At 70.3% G+C, this 21,958-nt stretch carries 15 protein-coding genes; 8 read left to right on the forward strand and 7 right to left on the reverse strand.

Annotation, left to right across the window (positions count from 1 at the left end):
- Positions 1-2: 2 nt before the first annotated feature.
- Entirely contained in the window at positions 3-377 is a 375-nt protein-coding gene (locus ABZ374_RS31450; protein ID WP_360317448.1) for a PH domain-containing protein, read from the forward strand.
- Between the two features lie 72 nt (positions 378-449).
- Here the strand turns inward: ABZ374_RS31450 and ABZ374_RS31455 are convergent, their stop codons facing one another.
- Positions 450-1,478: a Gfo/Idh/MocA family oxidoreductase gene (locus tag ABZ374_RS31455; RefSeq protein WP_360317450.1), complete on the reverse strand. Its 1,029-nt coding sequence runs from the start codon at positions 1,476-1,478 to the stop codon at positions 450-452.
- A 352-nt stretch (positions 1,479-1,830) separates the two neighbouring features.
- Here ABZ374_RS31455 and acnA point away from each other — a divergent pair, with 352 nt between their 5' ends.
- Positions 1,831-4,548: an aconitate hydratase AcnA gene (acnA, locus tag ABZ374_RS31460; protein ID WP_360317453.1), complete on the forward strand. Its 2,718-nt coding sequence runs from the start codon at positions 1,831-1,833 to the stop codon at positions 4,546-4,548.
- 339 nt (positions 4,549-4,887) lie between these two features.
- Here acnA and ABZ374_RS31465 read toward each other — a convergent pair whose 3' ends face one another.
- A complete protein-coding gene (locus ABZ374_RS31465; protein WP_360317455.1) occupies positions 4,888-5,886 on the reverse strand; it encodes an asparaginase in 999 nt (332 codons plus the stop codon).
- 167 nt (positions 5,887-6,053) lie between these two features.
- On the opposite strand from ABZ374_RS31465, the gene ABZ374_RS31470 reads away from it, so the two are divergent.
- From ABZ374_RS31470 to ABZ374_RS31485, 4 genes are all read left to right on the forward strand, one after another.
- Positions 6,054-6,521, forward strand: coding sequence for a hypothetical protein (locus tag ABZ374_RS31470; protein WP_360317457.1), 468 nt, complete (start codon positions 6,054-6,056; stop codon positions 6,519-6,521).
- Between the two features lie 253 nt (positions 6,522-6,774).
- A complete protein-coding gene (locus ABZ374_RS31475) occupies positions 6,775-8,013 on the forward strand; it encodes an ROK family transcriptional regulator (protein ID WP_360317489.1) in 1,239 nt (412 codons plus the stop codon).
- A gap of 136 nt (positions 8,014-8,149) precedes the next feature.
- Positions 8,150-10,084, forward strand: a complete 1,935-nt coding sequence (dxs, locus tag ABZ374_RS31480; RefSeq protein WP_360317491.1) for a 1-deoxy-D-xylulose-5-phosphate synthase — start codon at positions 8,150-8,152, stop codon at positions 10,082-10,084.
- Positions 10,085-10,361: 277 nt separating this feature from the next.
- Entirely contained in the window at positions 10,362-11,831 is a 1,470-nt protein-coding gene (locus ABZ374_RS31485) for an amino acid permease (RefSeq protein ID WP_360317459.1), read from the forward strand.
- Positions 11,832-11,911: 80 nt separating this feature from the next.
- On the opposite strand, the gene ABZ374_RS31490 is transcribed toward ABZ374_RS31485, so the two are convergent.
- The 3 genes from ABZ374_RS31490 to ABZ374_RS31500 all read right to left on the reverse strand — a co-directional run bounded on the left by ABZ374_RS31490 (position 11,912) and on the right by ABZ374_RS31500 (position 14,855).
- Positions 11,912-12,706, reverse strand: a complete 795-nt coding sequence (locus tag ABZ374_RS31490) for a hypothetical protein (protein WP_360317461.1) — start codon at positions 12,704-12,706, stop codon at positions 11,912-11,914.
- Positions 12,707-12,783: 77 nt separating this feature from the next.
- The gene (locus ABZ374_RS31495) at positions 12,784-13,902 is read right to left on the reverse strand and encodes an LLM class flavin-dependent oxidoreductase (protein WP_360317463.1); all 1,119 of its coding nucleotides are present in this window, start codon (positions 13,900-13,902) and stop codon (positions 12,784-12,786) included.
- A gap of 143 nt (positions 13,903-14,045) precedes the next feature.
- The gene (locus ABZ374_RS31500) at positions 14,046-14,855 is read right to left on the reverse strand and encodes an SDR family oxidoreductase (protein WP_360317465.1); all 810 of its coding nucleotides are present in this window, start codon (positions 14,853-14,855) and stop codon (positions 14,046-14,048) included.
- Between the two features lie 890 nt (positions 14,856-15,745).
- Between ABZ374_RS31500 and ABZ374_RS31505 the strand changes: the two genes are divergently transcribed.
- Positions 15,746-19,201 carry a hypothetical protein gene (locus ABZ374_RS31505; RefSeq protein WP_360317467.1) on the forward strand — a complete coding sequence of 1,152 codons (3,456 nt, stop codon included), beginning with the start codon at positions 15,746-15,748 and terminating at the stop codon, positions 19,199-19,201.
- A 27-nt stretch (positions 19,202-19,228) separates the two neighbouring features.
- Here the strand turns inward: ABZ374_RS31505 and ABZ374_RS31510 are convergent, their stop codons facing one another.
- On the reverse strand, positions 19,229-20,281 hold the full coding sequence (locus ABZ374_RS31510) for an LCP family protein (protein ID WP_360317469.1): 1,053 nt from the start codon (positions 20,279-20,281) through the stop codon (positions 19,229-19,231).
- Between the two features lie 50 nt (positions 20,282-20,331).
- On the reverse strand, positions 20,332-20,868 hold the full coding sequence (locus ABZ374_RS31515) for a GNAT family N-acetyltransferase (protein ID WP_360317471.1): 537 nt from the start codon (positions 20,866-20,868) through the stop codon (positions 20,332-20,334).
- A gap of 385 nt (positions 20,869-21,253) precedes the next feature.
- Here ABZ374_RS31515 and ABZ374_RS31520 point away from each other — a divergent pair, with 385 nt between their 5' ends.
- On the forward strand, positions 21,254-21,586 hold the full coding sequence (locus ABZ374_RS31520) for a hypothetical protein (RefSeq protein WP_360317473.1): 333 nt from the start codon (positions 21,254-21,256) through the stop codon (positions 21,584-21,586).
- Positions 21,587-21,958: the final 372 nt, after the last annotated feature.

Genomic DNA, 21,958 nt, shown 5'->3' on the forward strand with positions numbered 1-21,958 from the left:
GGATGAGCGGGGCGGGAAACGTCGTCTTCGACAAGCGCGAGCAACTGGAGAAGATCCAGAGCGGGCTGCTGCCGGGCGAGCAGATCATCGCGGTCTACGACGCGAAGGGCGTCGGCACCGGGTTCATCGGCCTGACCGACCGGCGCGCGATCATCCAGGACAACAGTTTCGTCGGTAAGAAGATCGCGATCACCTCCTTGCCCTATTCGAAGATCAGCAGCGTGAGCATGGTCTCCAACAAGAGCTTCACCGGTTCGTATCTGAGTTCCAGTGAAATAGCGATCCACGTCGGTACGCAGACCTACAGCGTGGAGTTCCGCAGCGACGACAAGGGTCGACACGTCCACGACGTGATCCTGCACTACATCATGCGCTGAGCAGGTGGTCGCGGACGTTCCCACACTCGGGCAACTCGGGTGCTTCGGGCGTCGATGTGGTGCTGCGGGTGCTCACCGGGTGGCGGGGGCGGCCTCGCCGCGCAGCGGCAGTCCCGCCGCGCGATAGATCGCGTCCATGACGCGCAGCGTCGGCACCGCGTCGACCGCGGGCGTCAGCGTCGGTGAGCCCAGACGGATCGCGTCCGCGAACGCTTGCAGTTGCAGGCGATACGTCGGCGTTCTCGCCGCCTCGCCCAGGTGTTCGCGCCGCTTGAGCTTGCCCGTGTGCACGGTGAACCGATGTGGCAGGTGGGGCATCAGGTAGTTCAGTACGCGCATCTCGCCGCGCGTGCCCACGACGTGCGCGTGCATGTCCAGCACGCGTCGGGACAACATCGACGCGTGCACGGTGCCCGCCGCGCCGCCCGGCAGCCGTAGTCGGGCCGACATCGCGCGGTCTACCCGCCGGTCCCTGCGGATCGTCAGCGCGTGCGCGTCCGACACCTCGATCGGGTCGCTCGCGTTGTCGCCCGCGAGCAGCCGCATCAGGTGTACGGCGTAGCAGCCACCGTCCATCAATGCCCCGCCCGCGAGGTCGTAGCGGTAGCGGATGTCGCCGAGCAGCGGCAGCGGGAAGCACATCGACGTGGTGATGCGACGGATCTCGCCCAACTCGCCGTCGTCGAGGATCTCGCGCATGCGGCTCGCGAGTGGGTGATACCGATAGTGGAACGCCTCCATGGCGATCAGGCCCGCGCGTGCCGCGACGTCCGCGATCTCCTGCGCCTCGCTCTCGTTGGCCGCCATCGGCTTCTCGCACAACACGTGCTTGCCGGCTTCCAGCGCCCGGATCGTCCAGTGCGCGTGCAGCCCGTTGGGCAGCGGGATGTACACCGCGTGCAATTCCGGGTCCGCGATCAGCGCGGCGTAGTCCGGGTGCACGCGCGGGATGCCCTGCCGCCGCGCGAAGGCGTCCGCACGGGCCGCGTCGCGGGCGGCGATCGCCGCGACCTGCACCTCCGGGATCAGCCGCGCGGGCTTGACCAGCGCGGCCGGCGCGATGCGAGCCGCGCCCAAAACGCCGATCCGGATCCGCTTCATGGCGTCATCCCCCTCGTCGCCGCCCCACTCGACAGGCTCTCGCGCGAACGCGTGCTCCGGGCCCGTTGCCGGACCCACTCGGTGGGTCGCGCCGGACTCGCTGTCCCGCATGTTAGGGGCGCACGTGCGTGTGTGGGGGAGATCGCTCGGAGGAATCCGCGACCGACGGGTCGTCCCGTGTGTGGCGGGTACCCGCACGGACGAGTCGGGGCCTAGACTAGACTTGTCTTGACATCAAGATATCTGCGGGGCGCAGACCCCGGCATCCCTGGTTAGGGTCACCTTGCTTGGCGTACGTCGAGTGGGTGTCGGCAGGATGCGGGAGAAACGCACAAGATCAAGGGAGACCGTCGTGTCCGCGAACAGCTTCGACGCTCGCTCCACCCTGAACGTGGGTGACGAGTCGTACGAAATCTTCCGGCTGGACAAGGTGGAGGGCAGCAAGCGCCTCCCCTACAGCCTGAAGGTCCTGCTGGAGAACCTGCTCCGCACGGAGGACGGCGCGAACATCACCGCCGATCACATCCGTGCCCTGGGCGGCTGGGACGCGAAGGCCGAGCCGAGCGAAGAGATCCAGTTCACGCCGGCGCGCGTGATCATGCAGGACTTCACCGGCGTGCCGTGTGTCGTGGACCTCGCCACGATGCGCGAGGCCGTGAAGGCCCTCGGCGGCGACGCCTCCCGGATCAACCCGCTCGCGCCCGCCGAGATGGTCATCGACCACTCGGTCATCGCCGACGTGTTCAACCGTCCGGACGCGTTCGAGATCAACACCGACATCGAATACGGCCGCAACAAGGAGCGCTACCAGTTCCTGCGCTGGGGCCAGACCGCGTTCGACGAGTTCAAGGTCGTACCGCCCGGCACCGGCATCGTGCACCAGGTCAACATCGAGCACCTGGCCCGCACCATCATGGTTCGCAACGGACAGGCGTACCCCGACACCTGTGTCGGCACCGACTCGCACACCACGATGGTCAACGGCCTGGGCGTGCTCGGCTGGGGCGTCGGCGGCATCGAGGCCGAGGCCGCCATGCTCGGCCAGCCGGTCAGCATGCTCATCCCGCGCGTGGTCGGCTTCAAGCTCTCCGGCAAGGCGCAGCCGGGCGTCACCGCCACCGACGTCGTGCTGACCATCACCGACATGCTGCGCAAGCACGGCGTGGTGGGCAAGTTCGTCGAGTTCTACGGCGAGGGCGTCGGTGCGGTGCCGCTGGCCAACCGCGCCACCATCGGCAACATGTCGCCGGAGTTCGGCTCGACCTGCGCGATCTTCCCGATCGACGCCGAGACGATCACCTACCTGCGACTGACCGGCCGTGACGACAAGCAGCTCGCGCTGGTCGAGGCGTACGCGAAGGCCCAGGGCCTGTGGCACGACCCCAGCCACGAGCCGGAGTACTCGGAGTACATCGAGCTCGACGTCTCCACCGTGGTGCCCTCGATCTCCGGCCCCAAGCGCCCGCAGGACCGGGTCGTGCTGGCCGAGGCCAAGACGCGCTTCCGCGACGTGCTGGCGGACTACGTCACCAACGGCGACGAGTCCGGCAAGGAGTCCTTCCCGGCCTCGGACGCGCCCACCGGCTCCAACGGTCGCGTGCACAACCCGACCAAGGTGGTCGGCGAGGACGGCGTCGAGTACGAGATCGACCACGGCGCGGTCGTGATCGCCTCGATCACCTCGTGCACCAACACCTCGAACCCCTCGGTCATGCTCGGCGCCGCGCTGCTCGCGAAGAAGGCCGTCGAGAAGGGCCTCACCCGCAAGCCGTGGGTCAAGACCACGCTCGCGCCCGGGTCCAAGGTCGTCATGGACTACTACGAGAAGGCGGGCCTGATCCCGTACCTGGAGAAGGTCGGCTTCTCGCTGGTCGGCTACGGGTGCGTGACCTGCATCGGCAACTCCGGCCCGCTGCCGGAGGAGGTCTCCAAGGCGGTCAACGACGCCGACCTCGCGGTCGTCTCGGTGCTCTCGGGCAACCGCAACTTCGAGGGTCGGATCAACCCCGACGTCAAGATGAACTACCTGGCCTCGCCGCCGCTGGTGATCGCATACGCGCTCGCGGGGTCGATGGACATCGACATCACCACCGAGCCGCTGGGCCTGGACCCCGAGGGCAAGCCGGTCTACCTCGCCGACATCTGGCCGAGCGACGAGGAGATCGCCGAGGTGGTGGCCTCCTCGATCGACCAGGACATGTTCATCAACCGCTACGCCGACGTCTTCGCGGGCGACTCGCGCTGGCAGTCGCTGGAGATCCCCACGGGCGCGACGTTCGAGTGGGACCCGCAGTCGACCTACGTGCGCAAGCCCCCGTATTTCGAGGGCATGCAGATGCAGCCGGCGCCGGTCGTGGACATCGCGGGCGCACGCGTGCTGGCCAAGCTCGGCGACTCGGTCACCACCGACCACATCTCGCCGGCGGGCTCGATCAAGGGCGACAGCCCGGCGGGCAAGTACCTGGCCGAGAACGGTGTCGAGCGCAAGGACTTCAACTCGTACGGCTCGCGCCGGGGCAACCACGAGGTGATGATCCGCGGCACGTTCGCGAACATCCGCCTGCGCAACCAGATCGCGCCGGGCACCGAGGGCGGCTTCACGCGTGACTTCACGCAGGCCGACGCCCCGGTGTCGACGATCTACGACGCGTCGGTGAACTACCAGGCCGCGGGCATCCCGCTGGTGGTGCTGGCGGGCAAGGAGTACGGCTCGGGTTCGTCCCGCGACTGGGCCGCCAAGGGCACCTCGCTGCTGGGCGTGCGTGCGGTGATCGCCGAGTCCTACGAGCGCATCCACCGCTCGAACCTGATCGGCATGGGTGTCATCCCGCTGCAGTTCCCGGTCGGCCACAGCGCCGCCACGCTGGGCCTCACCGGCGAGGAGACCTTCGCGTTCGAGGGCATCACCGCGCTGAACGAGGGTCGCACCCCCAAGACGGTCAAGGTCACCACGGACACCGGCGTCGAGTTCGACGCGGTCGTGCGCATCGACACCCCCGGCGAGGCGGACTACTACCGCAACGGCGGCATCATGCAGTACGTGCTGCGTTCGCTGGTGAACAAGGGCTGATCGCCGCACCGCGACGACAGGTCGCACGGCATCGACGCACCGGGTCGGGCTCCTTCGGGGCCCGGCCCGGTGTTTTGGTACGCCGTCACGCCCTCGACACGAGGGTGGGGCAGGTGCCGGCCGCACGCACTCGCGGCATCCACACTTGCACGCGGCGCAGGCGTCTGTGCTCGCGCCTGCGCCTGCACCCGCGCTCGCGGGCAACGCGCCTGCACCCGCGCCCGCCCACTCGGGCCCGCAGGCAGCGTCCTCGCGCACCTGTCGGGCATTGGCGCGGCCGGTTGGTTTCCCAACCGGCCGCAGGGTCAGTTTTGCGCCCTGCGCATGTGGGCGACAGGGCTAGGGTGCCGGTTCACCCAAAAGAGGGAACGCGCGGATCGCGCCGACCACTTCACCGGCGCCGTACACCGGTGCCTGGGCGAACGGGGCGAGGCTCTGCTCGTCCGCACCCATGCGCCACAACAATGCCGCCATGGCGACGATGTGGGCCCGTGACGCACCGTCCGCGATCTTGACCGCGGCGCCCCGCCCGTCCGGCAGGCCCACCGCGTACACCGCCTCCGCGCCGTCCTTGGCGAGCAGGCCCGGGATCGCCCGCATCAGCCCCGTCACGTCCCGACCGGTGCCCGCGACCCACTGCGGGTGGGCGCGCATCGCGTCCGCGATCCGCCGCTCGTCGGTGCCCTCGGCGGCTCCGGCGAAGCGGCCGTAGGACCGGGCCAGGCCTGCCAGCGAGATGGCGAACAGCGGCGCCCCGCACCCGTCCACGCCGGCCGCCGCGACCGGCTCGCCGGCGACGTCCTCGACCGCCTGGCGGACGGCCTGCTGCAAGGGGTGGTCCGGCGCCAGATAGTCCTCGGTCGACCAGCCGTTGTACACGCAGGTGAGCAGCATCGCGGCGTGCTTGCCCGAGCAGTTCATCGCGATCCGCTCGGGGCCCTTGCCGGCCGCCAGCCACGCGTCGCGCTGGGCCGCGCCCAGGGGCCAGTCCGGTACGCAGCGCAGCGCGCTCTCCGGCAACCCCGCGCGGGCCAGGATGCGTCGGGTCCCCTCCAGGTGGAACGTCTCGCCGGAGTGGCTGGCGCAGGCGAGCGCGAGCAGTTCGCCGTCCAGGTCCAGCCCGTTGCGCACCATCGCCAGACCCTGGAACGGCTTGTTGGCCGAGCGGGGGAACATCGGCGCGTCCACGGCCCCGTGTCCCTCGACCACCGAGCCGTCGGTGCCGGTGAGTACGGCCGTGCCGTGGTGGATCGATTCCAGGAAGCCGTTCCGCCACACGCCGACCAGCGGTATGTGGGCGAATGCGGCCTCGTCGCCGGCGCTGTCGGCCTGGATCACGGGTCCTCCTGGAGTCGTACGACAGTCGAACAAAGTGGGGTGCGGGGCGGAACGCGGGTGGGGGGCGAGCGCGAGCACGACGACGCGAGAGTCGAACGCGAGTGCGGGATGCCCCCTCCATGATCCACGTGTGCATTCCCGGTCGGCCACCGCGCATAATCGAACATATGTACGGCAATGGCGATCGCGATACCCCGGCCTGGGAGCAGCCGGGTCGCTTCGCCCATGCCGCGGCCGGGAACGAGGCCGGATCCAAGCCCAGGGGCCGGGACGGAATCGCGCCGACGGGATGGCCGAGAGGTGTTCGGCCACCCGGTGTGGCCGGCTGGGAGGAAACGGCCGTCGCCTGGCTGTTCGACCTGTGCCCACCGGGCTATCGAAGCCACGACCTCCTGCGCAAATACCCGTTGATCCTGGCCCGGATGGCCCGCCAACACGTGGCCGCCGCGCTCGCCGCGGCCCGACACGGCTACGGCACGGCGCGTGTCGAGCTTGCCGAGCGGGTGCCCGCGCAGGCGGTGGAGGCGGCGCTGCGCATGTACGAGTACGAGGGCTCGCGCGCCGCGGCCACCGAGCGTGCGGTCCGGCTGGTCGAGGAGGCCCTCGCGGGCGAGCGCTGGGAGCCTCGACTGTGACGTGCGCGACGTCGCGCACCTGGTGCGCCCGTCCGCTCGATCCCGCCCACCTGCCACGACGCAGGAGCGAAAGGGGTGTTTGTAACGTTCCATGCGTTCGTCGGTCGTGCGGCGGTGAATAGAGGCCCGATCGTGACGCCTGCGTTCAGGTTTGACTCTTCTGCCCGGACGGAGGGGGCAATAGAGTTCAGGACTTGCACACAACAAGTGCGTCGAATGCACCGGGGCGAGGAGATCGTAGATGTCCGACGGCATGACGGGAGCCCGCTTTTCGCAGGCCCGGCCGCCGGGATCGCACTCGTCCGGCTCCCAGTCCTCGCTGCACAGGGCCAATCTCGATCGGGTCCTGCACGCGGTCCGCATGGCGGGTGCGCTCACCCAGGCCGGGATCGCCAGGAGTACCGGGCTGTCCGCCGCGACGGTGTCGAACATCGTACGGGAGTTGAAGGCCCTCGACATGGTCGAGGTGACCCCCACCTCCGCCGGTGGCAGGCGGGCCCGCAACGTCTCGCTCAGCCGCGCCTCGGGCGTGGTCGTCGGCATTGACTTCGGCCATCGCCACCTGCGGGTGGCGATCGGTGACTTTGCCCACCGGGTGCTTGCCGAGGAGCACGTCCCGATCGACGTCGACTCCTCCGCCGACGAGGGCTTCGCGCTCGCGGATCGCCTGCTGGGCGTGCTGCTGGAGCGCGCCGGCGCGGTCCGGGCCGAGGTCACCGGGGTCGGGCTCGGCGTGCCCGGCCCGATCGACATCGACACCGGTGCGCTGGGTTCGACCACGATCCTGCCGGGCTGGGTGGGCTGCCACCCGCGCGAGGCGATGCAGGCCCGGCTGGGCCTGCCGGTCCTGGTGGACAACGACGCCAACCTCGGCGCGCTGGGCGAACTCGTCTGGGGCGCGGGCGTGGGTTGCACCGAGATGGCCTACCTCAAGGTGTCCGGCGGTGTCGGCGCGGGCCTGGTGATCGGCGGCCGGTTGTACCGGGGGCCGGGCGGCACCGCGGGCGAGATCGGTCACATAACGCTGGACGAGTCCGGGCCGGTGTGCCGGTGCGGCAACCGGGGCTGCCTGGAGACCTTCACCAACGCCTCCTACCTGCTCGACCTGCTGCGCGGCAGCCACGGCGCCGACCTGAGCATCGCGCGGATGATCGAGCTCGCCAAGGCCGGAGACGCGGGCTGCCGGCGGGTGGTCGCGGACGCCGGCAGGCACGTGGGGGTGGGCGTGGCGAGCCTGACGAACCTGCTCAATCCGCAACGGATCATCCTCGGCGGGGACCTCGCGGGCGCCGGCGACCTGCTGATCGCGCCGATCGTCGAGTCGGTCGGGCGGTACGCCATCCCCAGCGCTTCGCGTCGGCTGACCGTGGTCACCGGGTCGCTCGGCGAGCGGGCCGAGGTGCTCGGCGCGATGGCGATGGTGATGAGCGAGATGACCCCCTTCGCGGTCGAACGCACACCCGAGGCGCAGGTCGTGGGCGCTTCGACGTGAGCCGGCGCGCGCGGATGGCGCATCGCGGTACCCCGATGCGAACCATTCGCCGTCATCGCCACGTCTAGACTCGATGGACGCCTCTCCTGCAGTCAGACCCGTGGGGGCGGTGACGGATCTGACGAAGGAGGAACGGGTGGCCCTGCTGGACAGCATTCGAGGACCCCGTGATCTCAAGGCCCTCTCGCCCGAGCAGCTCGCGCGGCTCGCGGACGAGATCCGCACCTTCCTGGTGGAGTCCGTCTCCAAGACCGGTGGTCACCTGGGTCCCAACCTCGGTGTGGTCGAGCTGACCATCGCGATGCACCGGGTGTTCGAGTCGCCACGCGACAAGATCCTCTTCGACACCGGCCACCAGAGCTACGTGCACAAGATCGTGACCGGCCGCAAGGACGGCTTCGGGCAGCTCCGTCAGGCCGACGGCCTGTCCGGCTATCCCAGCCGGGCCGAGTCCGAGCACGACGTGATCGAGAACTCGCACGCCTCCACGGTGCTGTCCTGGGCGGACGGCCTGGCCAAGGCGTACCAGGTGCGCGGTCAAACCGATCGGCACGTGGTCGCGGTGATCGGTGACGGAGCGCTGACCGGAGGCATGGCCTGGGAGGCACTGAACAACATCGCGGCGGCCAAGGACCGCCCGGTGATCATCGTGGTCAACGACAACGAGCGTTCGTACGGCCCGACCCAGGGCGGCCTCGCCGACCACCTCGCCACGCTGCGCACCACGCGCGGCTACGAGCGTTTCCTGGAGTGGGGCAAGGGCGTGCTGGGCCGCACTCCGGTGGTCGGCGGTCCGGTCTACGACATGCTGCACGGCGCCAAGAAGGGCCTCAAGGACGCGGTCGCGCCGCAGGGCCTGTTCGAGGACCTGGGTCTGAAGTACGTGGGCCCCATCGACGGGCACGACGTCGAGGCGGTGGAGAACGCGCTGCGCCGGGCCCGCGGCTTCGGCGGACCGGTGATCGTGCACGCGATCACCCAAAAGGGCAAGGGTTACGCGCACGCGGTCAACGACGCGGCGGACCAATTCCACGCGGTGGGTGTGATCAACCCCGAGACCGGCCTGCCGGTGAAGAAGTCGGGCGCGTCGTGGACGTCGGTGTTCGCCGACGAGATGGTCGCCATCGCGGACGAGCGGGAGGACGTCGTCGGCATCACCGCGGCGATGCTGATCCCGGTCGGGCTGCACAAGTTCGCCGCCAAGCACCCGGACCGGGTGTTCGACGTCGGGATCGCCGAGCAGCACGCGGTGACCTCGGCGGCGGGCCTGGCCAGCGGCGGACTGCACCCGGTGGTCGCGGTGTACGCGACCTTCCTCAACCGTGCGTTCGACCAGGTGCTGATGGACGTGGCGCTGCACAAGTGCGGCGTGACCTTCGTGCTCGACCGGGCCGGCGTGACCGGGCCGGACGGGGCCAGCCACAACGGCATGTGGGACATGTCGATCCTTCAGGTCGTGCCGGGCCTGCGACTGGCCGCGCCGCGCGACGCGGCCCAGGTGCGTGCCCAGTTGCGCGAGGCGATGGAGGTCGACGACGCGCCGACCGTGGTGCGGTTCGGCAAGGGCGCGGTGGGCCCGGAGATCGCGGCGATCGGCCGGATCGACGAGATGGACGTACTGCGCCGTACCGGTCCCCAGCGCAACGGCGGCGGTGAGCGCGGCGACGTGCTGATCGTGACCGTGGGGCAGATGGCCGAGATCGGGGTCGAGGTCGCCGATCGGCTCGCCGACCAGGGCATCGCCGCGACCGTGGTCGACCCGCGCTGGGTCAAGCCGGTTCCGGCCGGGCTCGCGCCGTTGGCGGCTCGGCATCGGCTCGTGGTCACGATCGAGGACAACGGCCGGGCCGGTGGCGTCGGTTCGGCGATCGCGCAGTCGCTGCGGGACGCGCGGGTGGACGTACCGCTGCGCGACTTCGGCATCCCGCAGGAGTTCCTCGACCACGCGGAGCGCTCGGACATCCTGGTTCGGATCGGTCTGAACGCCCAGGACATCTCGCGCCAGGTGGTCGAGGAGATCGCGTCCAAGACCGTGGACGCGGACGCGGAACAACACGAGACGACCGCCTGAGCCAGGGCCGCCGCACACGTCGCGACGATCCCGGGGCCGGGAGCGGGAAGCCACAGGCTTCGCTTTCGGCCTCGGGATCGTTGTGCTTTTCCCGGCGCTTCCGCACTCCCACACTCCTGTTTCCGGGTGGTCGATCCCCGGTGCTCTCGCACTCCGGCTTCCCGGCTCCTCGGCTTTCGGTTCGAAGATCACCCTGACGCGCCGAGGATCGGTCACCCGGAAACAGGAGTGAAAGCCTCGATCATGGCAACGGTCTCCGCCACCAGGAGGTGTTGCCATGGCCAACGCGCTGTTTCGCACCAAGAACATCGAGCAGTCCATCCAGGACACCGATGTCACCGAAGGGCACGGCCTACGCCGGGAGTTGTCCGCGCTCGACCTGATGGTCTTCGGCGTCGGTGTGGTGGTGGGCACGGGCATCTTCGTGCTGACCGGTACGGCGGCGAAGGACTACGCGGGCCCCGCCGTCGCGCTGTCGTTCGTGCTGGCGGGATTCGTCTGCGGGCTGGCCGCGCTGTGTTACGCCGAGTTCGCGTCCACGGTTCCGGTGGCGGGATCCGCGTACACGTTCTCGTACACCACCCTCGGCGAACTGCCCGCGTGGATCATCGGCTGGGACCTGATTCTCGAACTCGCGCTCGGTGTCGGGGTGGTCTCGATCGGCTGGTCGGGATATCTGACCTCACTGCTCTCGCAGGCGAACATCGACCTGCCGCAGGCGATCACGGCCGCGCCGGGCGACGGCGGGAAGGTCAATCTGCCGGCCCTGCTGCTCGTGCTCGGGGTCGCGACGATCCTGGTGTTCGGGGTCAAGCTCTCGGCCCGGTTCAACCTCGTCATGGTCACCATCAAGATCGCGATCGTGTTGCTGGTGATCTTCGCCGGTCTGTTCTTCGTCAAGACCGGCAACTACAACCCCTTCGTCCCCGATTCGCAGCCGCCCTCGTCCGGCAACGACGGGCTCAAGGCGCCGCTCGTGCAGACCCTGTTCGGGTTCGAGCCGCAGATCTACGGTGTGATGGGGATCTTCTCCGGTGCGGCCCTCGTGTTCTTCGCGTACATCGGCTTCGATGTGGTCGCCACCGCCGCCGAGGAGACCCGCAAGCCGCAACGTGACATGCCGATCGGGATCCTCGGCTCGCTGGTGATCTGCACGATCCTGTACGTCTCGGTGTCGCTGGTCGTGGTCGGCATGCAGCGCTACGACATGCTCTCGTCGTCCGCACCGTTGGCGGAGGCGTTCCGGTCGGTCGGCAAGGGCTGGATCGCGACGATCATCAGCATCGGCGCGGTGGCCGGCCTGACCACCGTGTGCATGATCTTGATGATGGGGCAGAGTCGGGTCTTCTTCGCGATGAGTCGGGACGGACTGTTGCCGCCGTTGTTCGCGAAGGTGCATCCCAGGTTCGGCACGCCGTACATGAGCACGATGCTGATCGCGGTGGTGGTCGCGGCGATCGCCGGGTTCACCCCGATCCACGAGATCGACGTGATGGTCAACATCGGCACACTGTTCGCGTTCATGGTCGTCGCGGCGAGCGTGCTGATCCTGCGCCGGACCCGACCGGAGTTGCCGCGCGCGTTCCGGGTGCCGCTCGTGCCGTGGTTGCCGATCCTGTCGATGCTGGCCACGTTGTGGCTGATGCTCAATCTCAGCACCGAGACGTGGCTGCGGTTCCTGGTGTGGATGGTGGCCGGCTTCGTCGTCTACTTCCTCTACGGACGACAGCACAGCCGACTGCGGTGACGGCGACGGTTGTTCGATGACCCGCGTGGGCCCGGGTCGAGGCGACCCGGGCCCACGCGGGTGTCGGACGACGGCGGGGTTCAGCCCCAGAGCTCGTCGGTGTACTTGTCGGTGCCGACCACGGTGGGGATCCACGGCGCGCAGTAGGTGACCCGGCCGATGCCCGAGGCGTCGATGCGCTCGGCCCACGCCTTGAACGCGTCCCAGCTCTCGCGCGGGTCGCCCTCGAGGAAGTACAACTGCATGCTGCGGGTCGCGGCGTTCGGGTCGCGCGGGACGAACGCGGGAGCGTCGTCCTTGAGCGGGACCGCGGTCCACGCGGCCACCGACGCGATCGGCGAACCCTTGAGGAAGTCCGGGAGGTTCGTGGAGAACCACGCCTCCAGGTCCTCCTGGGTGGTGCCCTCGGCGCGCTGCACGGCGAGCGAGACCAGGCCCTGGTAGTTGCGGTCGAGGGCCAGTTCCAGCGGGACCGGGTCCTCGTCGCGGTACCAGCGGCTGTCGTGCAGGTACATGCCGGTGTGTGCGTGGATCCGGTGCTGGAAGCCGCGGTCGTTGCCGTAGAGCCAGTTGACCTGGTCGACCGCCCACGCGTTCCACTCGTCGAACTGGCCGTCGTTGAGCCAGTAGATCGCGACGTAGGAGCCCGCGTCGATGCTGGGGACCACGTCGCTGTCGGCCGGGAAGCGCAGCGCCTTGAGGTCGGCGGTGGCCACCCAGCGGCTGCCCGCGAGCAGGCCGGGGCCGATCATGCAGCCGGCGTAGTAGTGGTCGCGCTCGTACCAGCGGTTGTAGCTCACCTCGTGGCCGCGCTCGGGGTCCACGGCGGTGAACAGCATGCTGCCCACCCGGATCGGATATTCCTTGAAGCTCATGGTTGCCTTTCGGGTCGTGCGGTGACACGTGTCGGGCGGGACGGGCCCGGCCGGGGACACCGGCCGGGTGGTAATGGTCAGGCCTGCCGGCGGAAGCGGGTGGTGCGGTGCTCCGGCTCGGTGTCGAGCTTGGGGATGACGTGCTTGCCGAACAGTTCGATGGTCTTGAGGGTGTTCTCGCGGTTGTCGCAGCCCAGGCCGAGGACGAGTTGGTCCACGCCGACCGCCTCGTACGCCTTGACCGCGTCCAGTACACCGTCCGGCGCGCCGCAGATCAGCGCACCCGCGTCGGCGGCGAACTCGACCAGTTCGGGGGTCAGGTCGGGCATGAGTTCGGGCCAGTACGGGATGCCCTCGGGGTGCGGGAACGTGTCGTGGTAGCGGAAGACGTTGCCGGTGAGGTACATCGGCCGGGCCGCGACCGCGTTGGCGACCGCCTGCTCCCTGGTCTCGGCGACGAAGCCGGTGCTCACCGCGAGTACGTTGTCGTTGACGAAGTCGGCGATCGGTTCGGCGTTGCCGATCTCGCGCTTGTAGCCGGCCACCAGTTTCTCGGCGCTCGCCGGGTCGCCGATGGAGAAGCCGAGTACGCCCAGGCCCATCCGGGCGGCCATCGCGTAGGACGGCGGGCTGCCGGCGGCGTACCACATGGCGGGGTGCGACTTGCCGTACGGCTTGGGCAGGATCTTGCGCGGCGGGAGTTGCCAGTAGGTGCCGTTGTAGCCCTCGTAGGTGTCCTGGAGGAACATCTTGGGGAACTCGCGGATCACGTCCTCCCAGATCGCCTTCGTCTCGGACATGTCCTCGATGCCGGGCAGGAAGCCGAGGATCTCGTGGCTGCCGGCGCCCCGGCCGGTGCCGAACTCGAAGCGACCCTTGGTGAGGTGGTCGAGCATCGCGACCCGCTCGGCGACCTTGGCCGGGTGGTTGACCTGGGGGAGCGGGTTGAAGATGCCGGAACCGATGTGGATGCGCTCGGTGGCGTGGGCGAGGTAGCCGCACATCACGTCGTTGGCGGACAGGTGCGAGTACTCGTCGAGGAAGTGGTGTTCGCTCAGCCAGACGTACTTGAAGCCGGCCCGGTCGGCGGCGATCGCGAAGTCCATGTCGTTCATCAGGGCTTCGTGCTCGGCGTTGGGGTTTCCCTCGCGCCGGAACGACGGGTTGTAGCCCTGAAGAAAGATGCCGAATTCCATTGCACTCCCAGTTCCGCGTTCTGGTCGGGGCGGGGTGATCGGTCGGTGGTCCGGGGCGTTCGGGGGCGTTCCGGTTTGTCTGGGTGCTGTGTGGGCGGGGGTGCGTGGCCGGCGCCGGCGGGTGCGGGCGCCGGCGCTTTCGGTCAGGGGGCGAAGGTGCCGTCCGGGCGGCGGACCCAACCGGAGGCGGCCATGGTGCCGCCGTCGACGTGCAGGGTGGTGCCGGTGACGAAGCGGGCCAGGTCGCCGGCGAGGAAGACGATCGGGGCGGCGCAGTCGTCGGGGGTGCCCAGGCCGAGGGGCACCTTGGCGGCGTAGTCGTGGGCGCCCTCGGCGGTCTCGAACGTCTCCGCGAGGCCGGCGTCGCCGGGGGTGGGGATCGCGTCGGGGGCCACGCAGTTGACCCGGATGCGTCGATCCGAGAGTTCCAGGGCCAGTGACTTGGTGAGTTGTTCGACCGCGGCCTTCATCGCGGCGTAGACCGCGAAGCCGGGTGCGGCACGGAACGCCTCGATGCTGGTGACGTTGACGATCGAGCCGCCGTCGCGCACGAGCGGGACGCCGTGTCGGATCACGTGCGTGACGGAGGTGAAGTTCTCGTCGACCAGCGCGGTCTGGCCCTTGGGGCGGACCTCCATGAATGGTGACCAGAAGCCGCCGCCGGCGTTGTTGACGAGGATGTCCAACCCGCCGAATGTGCTGTGTGCCTCGCCGAGGAAGCGCTCGACGCCGTCGCCGTCGCGGACGTCGAGTTCGACCGCGAGCGCCCGGCGGCCGGTCGCCTCGATCGCCTTCGCGGTCTCCTGGAGGCCGATCGGCTCGCGGTCGCAGATGGCGACGTCCGCGCCGAACCGGGCCAGTGCGACGGCCGTCGCCGCGCCGATTCCCCGGGCGGCGCCGGTGACCACGGCGATGCGATCGGTGAGCAGGGCGGCGGAAGGGTCGAGCAGCACGGGGGCACCTCACTGTGGATCGCGTACGTTGTCGCCTCGACGCGGAGCGGCCGTCGCCGGCCGTGCTCTGCGCTGGGGTCACCATGCCACCTGACGACCCGTCACCTGAAGGGAGACGGCTGTCTTTTTCCGACTCGGTGGGTGGGTGTTCACGCAGGTCCGCAGGTGATCTGACGCTCAGTCAGCAAAAGTGGCGGACATCACCGCCCGGGGTGGCCTATTCGACCAAGCTCGACGACGGTGTGCCGGCGGGCGGCCTTGCCGGCACCGGTGCGGGTGGTTGCGCGTGGTCGCCGGCGCGGGTGTCGGGCCGGCGACCGGGGGCGCAGGCACGGGCGTCGCCTGTGGGTGTGGGTGCGGGTGCGGGTGCCGACAGTCGTATGTCGCGGTCGCGGTCGCGGTCGCGGTCGTGGGCGGATCAGGCGCGGGCGCAGGCGCAGGTGAGCCGGTGTCGGCCGCCGGCTCTGGCGGGTGCGGGCGCAGTGGTCGGAGGGTGCGGGCGGCAAGGCCGGCGAGCGTGGTCGTGGTCTTGGTCGCCGACGGCGCTCGGGCCGCGCTTTGTTGTGGCGGCGGGTGCGGGCGCAGCTTAGTGCGGTCGCGAGTGTGGTTGCGCCGACGGCACTGGTCGCGGGCGCGGGCGGCGGCGCGGGTGGTGTGGGCTGCGGTCGTCGGAGGGCGCAGGTGGCTGTGGGCGCGCCGGCGAGGTAGGGGAGTGCGGTTGTGGTCGCCCGCGCAGGCGGTGGGGTGAGTCGATGTCGGCGCGTGTGCGGGAGTGAGGGGTGGTGCGTTCGGGGGCTCTTTGGAAGCGGTGCTTCGGGGCCCGTTGTCGGTTCGCATGGATTGTCCGAAATCCATGCGAAGCGGATGCGGCGCTCACTACGCTCTGCGACGTGGCGCTATCTCCCGATTCCTGCGGCATCGTGGCCGACTTCGGCACATGGCTCGCGCGAGCGGGCCGACCGGCCCCGGTTACCGAGCGGATGATCGATGTCGTGGGCACCCTGCTCGATCTGCGGGTCGCCTGCCTGCGGCTCGACGACCACACGCGCTGGCGGGCCGGTGATCTGAATGCGCTGTTGGAGACGTTGGTGCCTGCGCACGTCGCGCTGCCCCGTGCGGACACCGTAGGTCTGGTGGTGCCCGCGCTGCGGTTGTTCCTGGAGTTCCTGCGTGAGCGTGGGCCCCTGCACCCGGACAGCGACCGGCTCGACCCGTTGCTGGCGGTGCTGGAACGACACGAGGCCGAACTGCCGGCCCGGATGGCGGATTCGACCTGTTGGGGGTCGGCGAAAAAGTTGTTCGTGGCGGGCTATGCGACGGGCCCAGGACGGGGCAGGGCGCTGCCGGCGGTTCGGTTGCCGGACGAACGCGAGTTGGCGCGGGCGGCCTCGGCGGCGCCGTCGTTCGCCGCCGCGCTCACTCTGGCCCGCTGGGTCGGTCGTGGGCGGCCGGTGACCGCGACCGGTGTCCTGCGCCGGGTCCCGGCGGTCGAGGCCGCGGCCTCGCTGGGCATCGACGTACCGATCGAGGGCGTCCGCAGCGCGCGCGACGTGGAGTCGCTGCATCATGTCTGGTCGATCGCCTGTACGGCGGGCCTGATCGAGGTCGGCCGCACCGTCGCGACCGCGGGTGCGCTCACCCGGGCGCTGGCGATCGGTCGACCGAGCGATGTGCTGCGTGTGTGGTCGAGCCTGTGGGAGGGCGTCGCGGTCGGCGAGGCCACCGGACGGCCGGCCATGCGTCGCGCGGGGTACGTGCTGCGCGGTGGCGATGTGATTCGTGAGCTGTTGCGCGAGTTGTACGACCACGCGGGTCGTTGGGTGCCGATGGGCGGGCTGTTCGAGCTGCTCTCGTACACGCCCGACGGCCGACCGAGGTCGCCGCTGGTTGCCGACCCGGCGCTGTTCACCGGTCTGACCCTGGCCCACCAGATGGACGACCTGCGTGCGTTCGGTGTCCTGGAGATCCGTGAACTCGTGGGTGGTGGAGCGCCGTTCATGGCGGTGCGGCTGACCCCGTTGGGGCTGTACGGGCTGCGTACCCGCTTCCTCGAACTCGGTGTGCCCGCCCCGCTCAGCGGTCCCGGCAGCGGCCCGAGCGAGCCCGCGTTGCCGCCGCTGTACGTGCCGCCCACCTCCGAGTGCGCGTTGGCTGCCCGGATGTCGCCGCTGTTGGCCCAGGCGGCCGCGCTCGCGGAATACGTGGAGGAGCACGGGCCGCTGTCGATCACCCGGGAGGAGGTACTGGCGCACGACGTCGCACGCCGGGCGATGGTCGAACTCGGCATCGCCGAGCAACCCTGTGGCCCCGTCGCCGGCCCGCCTCGTACGGCTCGGGACGAGCATGCTTTGCACCGGCGTTGGACGCTGGCGCTGGGCACCGGTCTGCTCGTCCTACTCGATGGTGCGGTACATGCCGCGGACGGCCTGCGGGTGTGGCGCGAGGGCGGTGACCGCGAGCTGATCGCGCTTGCCGCGCGGGCGATGGTGGTGGTGGCCGAGGACAACGCGACCTTCGGCGAGGCGCACGAGCGGCGGTGGGACGTCCCCGAGGGGCTCGCCGCGTCGCTGTTCACCGGTCTGGTCCAACTCGGCGGCCCGCTCCCGGTGTCGTTGTTCGTGGGCTTGGCGGTGCGTCGCGACCTCGACCACGTGGTTCGCACGCTGCGTACCGAGTTGCCGGCCGAGGACGAGGCGTTCGCGCTCGGCCGGATCCTGGACGCGCCCGACCTGGTCCGCGAACTGGGCCGACTGTGCGACGCGGGCGCGGGTGCGACCACGCCCGACCCACGCTCGCCTGCGCCTGCGGCCAACCCGAGCCCGCCCACATCCGACTTGTGTCTGCCGGCGCCGGTACCTGCGCCCGACCCTGGCCCGCCCGCGACCGACCCGAGCCCGCCCGCGCTTGCGGCCGACTCCGGCGCGCCCGCGACCGATCCGCGCTCGCCTGCGGCCAACCCGGCTGCACCCGTGTCTGCGACCGGCCCGCGCCCGCCTGCGCCCGCGACCGACCCGCGCCCGCCCGTGACCGATCCGCACCTGCCTGCGCTGGCGGCCGACAGCGGCTCGCCCGCACCTGCAAATGATCTGCGCTTGTCTGCACCCGCGTTCGACACCGGCGCCACCGCGCCCGCAGGCGATCCGCGCCTGCCCGCACCCGACACCGGCCGGCCCGCACCTGCGACCGACACCGGCTCGCCTGAGCCCGCGGCCGATCCGTGCTCGCCTGCGGCCAACCCGCCCGCACCCGCGTCTGCGACCGGGCCGCGCCCGCCTGCGCCCGCGACGGACCCACGCGCGCCCGTGACCGATCCGCGCCCGCCCGTGCCTGCGTCCGACACCGGCGCGCCTGAGCCCGCGACGGACCCGCGCCCGCCGGCGCCGGCGGGCGACTCCACTCGCCCGCCTGCGCCTGCGCCTGCGCCTGCGCCTGCGCCCTCGACCGACCCGGGCTCGCGTGCGGCTGACCCGCATGCTTCCGCGACCGACCCGGGCTCGCGTGCGGCTGACCCGCATGCTTCCGCGACCGACCCGGGCCCGCGTGCGGCTGACCCGCCCGCGCCCGCGACCGGCTCGTTCGCGTCCGCGGCCGGTGTGTCCGCCGCTGCGGATCCGGGGTCTGCCGAGTTTCTCGGTCGGGTTCGGGCCGGGGTGATTTTGCTTGCCGATCGGCTGGCGGCGCTCGGCATTGTTCGGCGCACCGCCGAGGGCATCACGTTGACCGGCCTCGGTGGCACGCTCGTGCATCGCATGTTTCGGGAGCAGGGGCTGCCGGTCGCCACCGTCGACGACTACACCGCCGCGTCCGGCGCCCGGTTGCTCGGCGCGATGGGGGCGTGGCCGCGACCGGTGGCGACGCGTACGTTCGCGAGTTGGATCGCGTGCCGCCCCGTCGACGCCGCGTTGTCCGAGCTGTGTGCGGTCGCGGGCGCCGCCGGGCCCACCGAGCGCCTCATGCTCTTCGCCCATCTGGGCGCTGCCGACCTGCCCGAGGCCGCCGTCGAACGCGCCCTCACCCAGGCCGGCGCCGACCCCACCCTCGCCCCGCACGTGTGGAACTGGCGCCTGACCCACGACCGCGACGTGCCACCCGCGACGCTGCGCACGCTGGCCTGGCTGACCGCGGACAACGCCGCCGCAGCGCTCCTGGGTCGACACGAGGCGGCCGTACTGGGCCTGCTCACCGAGGTGACGGGCAGCCAGGGACCGGGCGCCGACGTGGTCTTCGGCGAACTCGCGACGATGGGCCACCCCTGCGCCGAGGACGTGCTGCGCTTCGCCGAAACCACCCACCCCGATCCCGAGGTGGCCAAGGCCGCCCGCCGCGCCCTGCACCGACTGTGCTGAGCGCTCCGAGCACCGTCGGTGACGTGCTCAGGGCCGCCACAGTTCGCCGGGGGCCGGTTCCGGCCAGGGGATGTCGGCGCGGACGGCGGCGAACAGTTCCTTGCAGCGTTTGTCGTCGAGCAGGACCACGCTCTGCCCGCCGCCGCGCTCGCCGAAGCCGGCGACGGGGGCGGTGCGAAACGCCAGGTCGGCTTCGTTGATGCCCTTGAGGTCGGTGGCCAGGTCGAGCAGGGCCTTGAGGTTGAGGTTGTCGTCGACGGTCAGCGACTTGGTCAGCGACTGCAACAGGTTCTCGGTGCGCAGCGGGCTGCCGAGTACGCCCTCCGCGGTGACCTTCTCCGCGATCGCGCCCAGGAGTTGCTGCTGGTGGGCCACCCGATCCAGGTCGCCGCGCTCGAGCCCGTAGCGCTGCCGGACGAACTTGAGCGCCTCGTTGCCGTCCAGCTTGGCCCGGCCCTTGTCGGCGTCCACCGTCACCCCGCCGAGCGCGTCGACCATGCCCTTGAAGCCGCCGAAGTCCACCGCCGCGTAGTGGTCGATTCGTACGCCGGTCAGGTTCTCGATCGTGGCCACGAGCAGCGCGGGTCCGCCCCACGAGAAGGCCGCGTTCAGCTTGGCCTCGCCGTGTCCCGGGATCGACACCCACGAGTCGCGCGGCAGCGAGATCGCCGAGATCGAGGCCCGACCGGCGGGCAGGTGCAGCAGCATCATGGTGTCGCTGCGTCGGCCCTCCAGCACGTTCGGGTCGGCGCCGGCCGCCGCCGCGTCCATACCGACGAGCAGGATGTTCAGTGCCCGACCGGCGGTGGGATCGGCCGGCGGGCGCGGCCCCGCGGCGGGGATGCTCGATCGGTCGAAGACTCCGTCGATGCGCTTGATGTTGGCGTTGAGCGAGTACACCACCCAGACCGCGCAGCCACCGACCACGAACAGCGAAAGGGTGAGCAGCCCGACCAGTCCCACGATCGCCTTGCGGCGCCGTGACCAAGGCTTGCGCTCGGGTGTCGAGGTCGGCTCGACGTCCTCGTCCGCCCCGCCGACCTCGGCCGACTCGTCCGTCGCACCCAGCGCATCCGTCATGCGCAGAAGCTAGCTGACCAGTCGTCAGCAACGGCAGAGGGAGCCGAAAATCAGTGCGAAGACGAGATCGACTTCGCTGCCTGTCCGAGATCCGGAGCCGGCCGCCGCATGCATACGCGAGGCCATCGATCCAGCCCGATGGCCGCTTCGTGCGCCCGGATTGCCGCGAGCCCCGGCGTCACCTCGGCCGCGTCGAGCGTGCGAAAGCCGATCCGCGCGTAGTACGGAGCGTTCCACGGGACGTCCCGAAACGTGGTCAGCGTCGAAGCGAGCCCGGTCTCCGCCTGCACCCGATCGATCATCGCCCGCCCGAGCCCGCGCCGCGCCCCGTCGGGATGCACCGACACCTGCTCGATGTGCGCCGCGCCGTCCACGAGGTCCCAGATCAGATAGGCGATCGCCGGTTCCCCGACCACCAGGCACCGCCCATCGCTCTGATACTGCGCCAACTCCGCCACGGACAACGGCTCGTCCGCAGCGATCTCCGGCATCGCGACATCCACGAAACACATCCCGGCGGCGACCTCGATCTCTCGCAAACGCTCCAGATCGCCCACCGAGGCAACACGCATCGCATCACTGCTCATGATTGCCATTGTGGCTGCCGCCCGACACGCGAGACGGTGCGGCCGGCGGTGCATCGGGTGTCGGCACGGCGCCGCTCGCATCGGGAAGGCGACGGCCCCGCCCACCGATGACCTGTGACAGCGAACTTGGGTTGGTTGCCACCGAAGTTGGGCGGATCGCTGTTTGTGACACTGAAGATGGGCCACTATCCGGTTTCTGGCACCGAAGTTGGGCCGATGTGTGGCGGATCGGGTCGGTGCCGCGTCAGGCAGGGTTCGCCTCGACGTCGCTGGGGGCCTGGGCGGATGCCACTTCCGTCAGCGCGCAATCTCGCGGGATGCACTCTCATCTGCGCTTTGAGAACCCTCCTGCTCTGCCTCACGAGGCAGTGGCCGGGATCTTGGAGTGGCCGGGATCTTGGAGGAGGCTCTGCGTGACCGTTCGCAAGAGGGCGAGGCGGCGGTTGCACTGGTCGGAAGTGCGTTGAACGACGACGAACGGGAGTTCGTCGAGCACCGGTGCGTCCAGATCGGGACGCGGGCCGTGTCAGGCAGCCCCCTGCTCGGTCTGGCCGGCCTGTGTCTGGGACATGCGGCTCGGCGCTTCGGCTGTCTCGGCGATGAGGCCCTTGCGTTGGCTGAATCGTCGGCGGCGCGTGCGGAGGCGGATCCGACGGACGTGGATGGTCGGGCTCTCGACGGCTTCGACGACATCCGGAGTTTCCTCCACCTGCGGTGAGGCCGTCGGTCACTCGTCGACTTGTGCGGCCCGCGTGCGGAACTCCGCCCGCCGGCGGACAACTCTCTGCCGGCAGGTGCCCGAGCACCACCTGCGGCTGTTGGATGTCGGCTTGCGGCGGGCCATGGAGGCTCCGCAAGCCGCGCATCCCTGCTGGTCAGACAGCATGAGGACTTCCTGGTTCAAGCAGTAATCCGAGCACCAGGGATTGGGTCTGACGGGCCGGTAGTTGCGGTGGCAGCCCCGGCAGGTCGTCGGGCCGAAAGGGTCGGCGGGTTCCGGACAGGGGGATCGAGCTCGGCTTCGGGACAGCCGTTGGATCCGCACCGACACGAGGCCGACATAGCCCCGAACGGTCTCCCGGATCGAATA

Origin of the sequence: Embleya sp. NPDC005971, assembly GCF_040629175.1 — a bacterium.
Lineage (GTDB): Bacteria > Actinomycetota > Actinomycetes > Streptomycetales > Streptomycetaceae > Embleya.

Coding starts and splice junctions, on each gene's coding strand:
- ABZ374_RS31450 (WP_360317448.1), top strand. CDS start 3: ATGAGCGGGGCGGGAAACGTCGTCTTCGACAAGCGCGAGCAACTGGAG.
- ABZ374_RS31455 (WP_360317450.1), bottom strand. CDS start 1,478: ATGAAGCGGATCCGGATCGGCGTTTTGGGCGCGGCTCGCATCGCGCCG.
- ABZ374_RS31470 (WP_360317457.1), top strand. CDS start 6,054: ATGTACGGCAATGGCGATCGCGATACCCCGGCCTGGGAGCAGCCGGGT.
- ABZ374_RS31475 (WP_360317489.1), top strand. CDS start 6,775: ATGACGGGAGCCCGCTTTTCGCAGGCCCGGCCGCCGGGATCGCACTCG.
- ABZ374_RS31485 (WP_360317459.1), top strand. CDS start 10,362: ATGGCCAACGCGCTGTTTCGCACCAAGAACATCGAGCAGTCCATCCAG.
- ABZ374_RS31490 (WP_360317461.1), bottom strand. CDS start 12,706: ATGAGCTTCAAGGAATATCCGATCCGGGTGGGCAGCATGCTGTTCACC.
- ABZ374_RS31495 (WP_360317463.1), bottom strand. CDS start 13,902: ATGGAATTCGGCATCTTTCTTCAGGGCTACAACCCGTCGTTCCGGCGC.
- ABZ374_RS31510 (WP_360317469.1), bottom strand. CDS start 20,281: ATGACGGATGCGCTGGGTGCGACGGACGAGTCGGCCGAGGTCGGCGGG.
- ABZ374_RS31515 (WP_360317471.1), bottom strand. CDS start 20,868: ATGAGCAGTGATGCGATGCGTGTTGCCTCGGTGGGCGATCTGGAGCGT.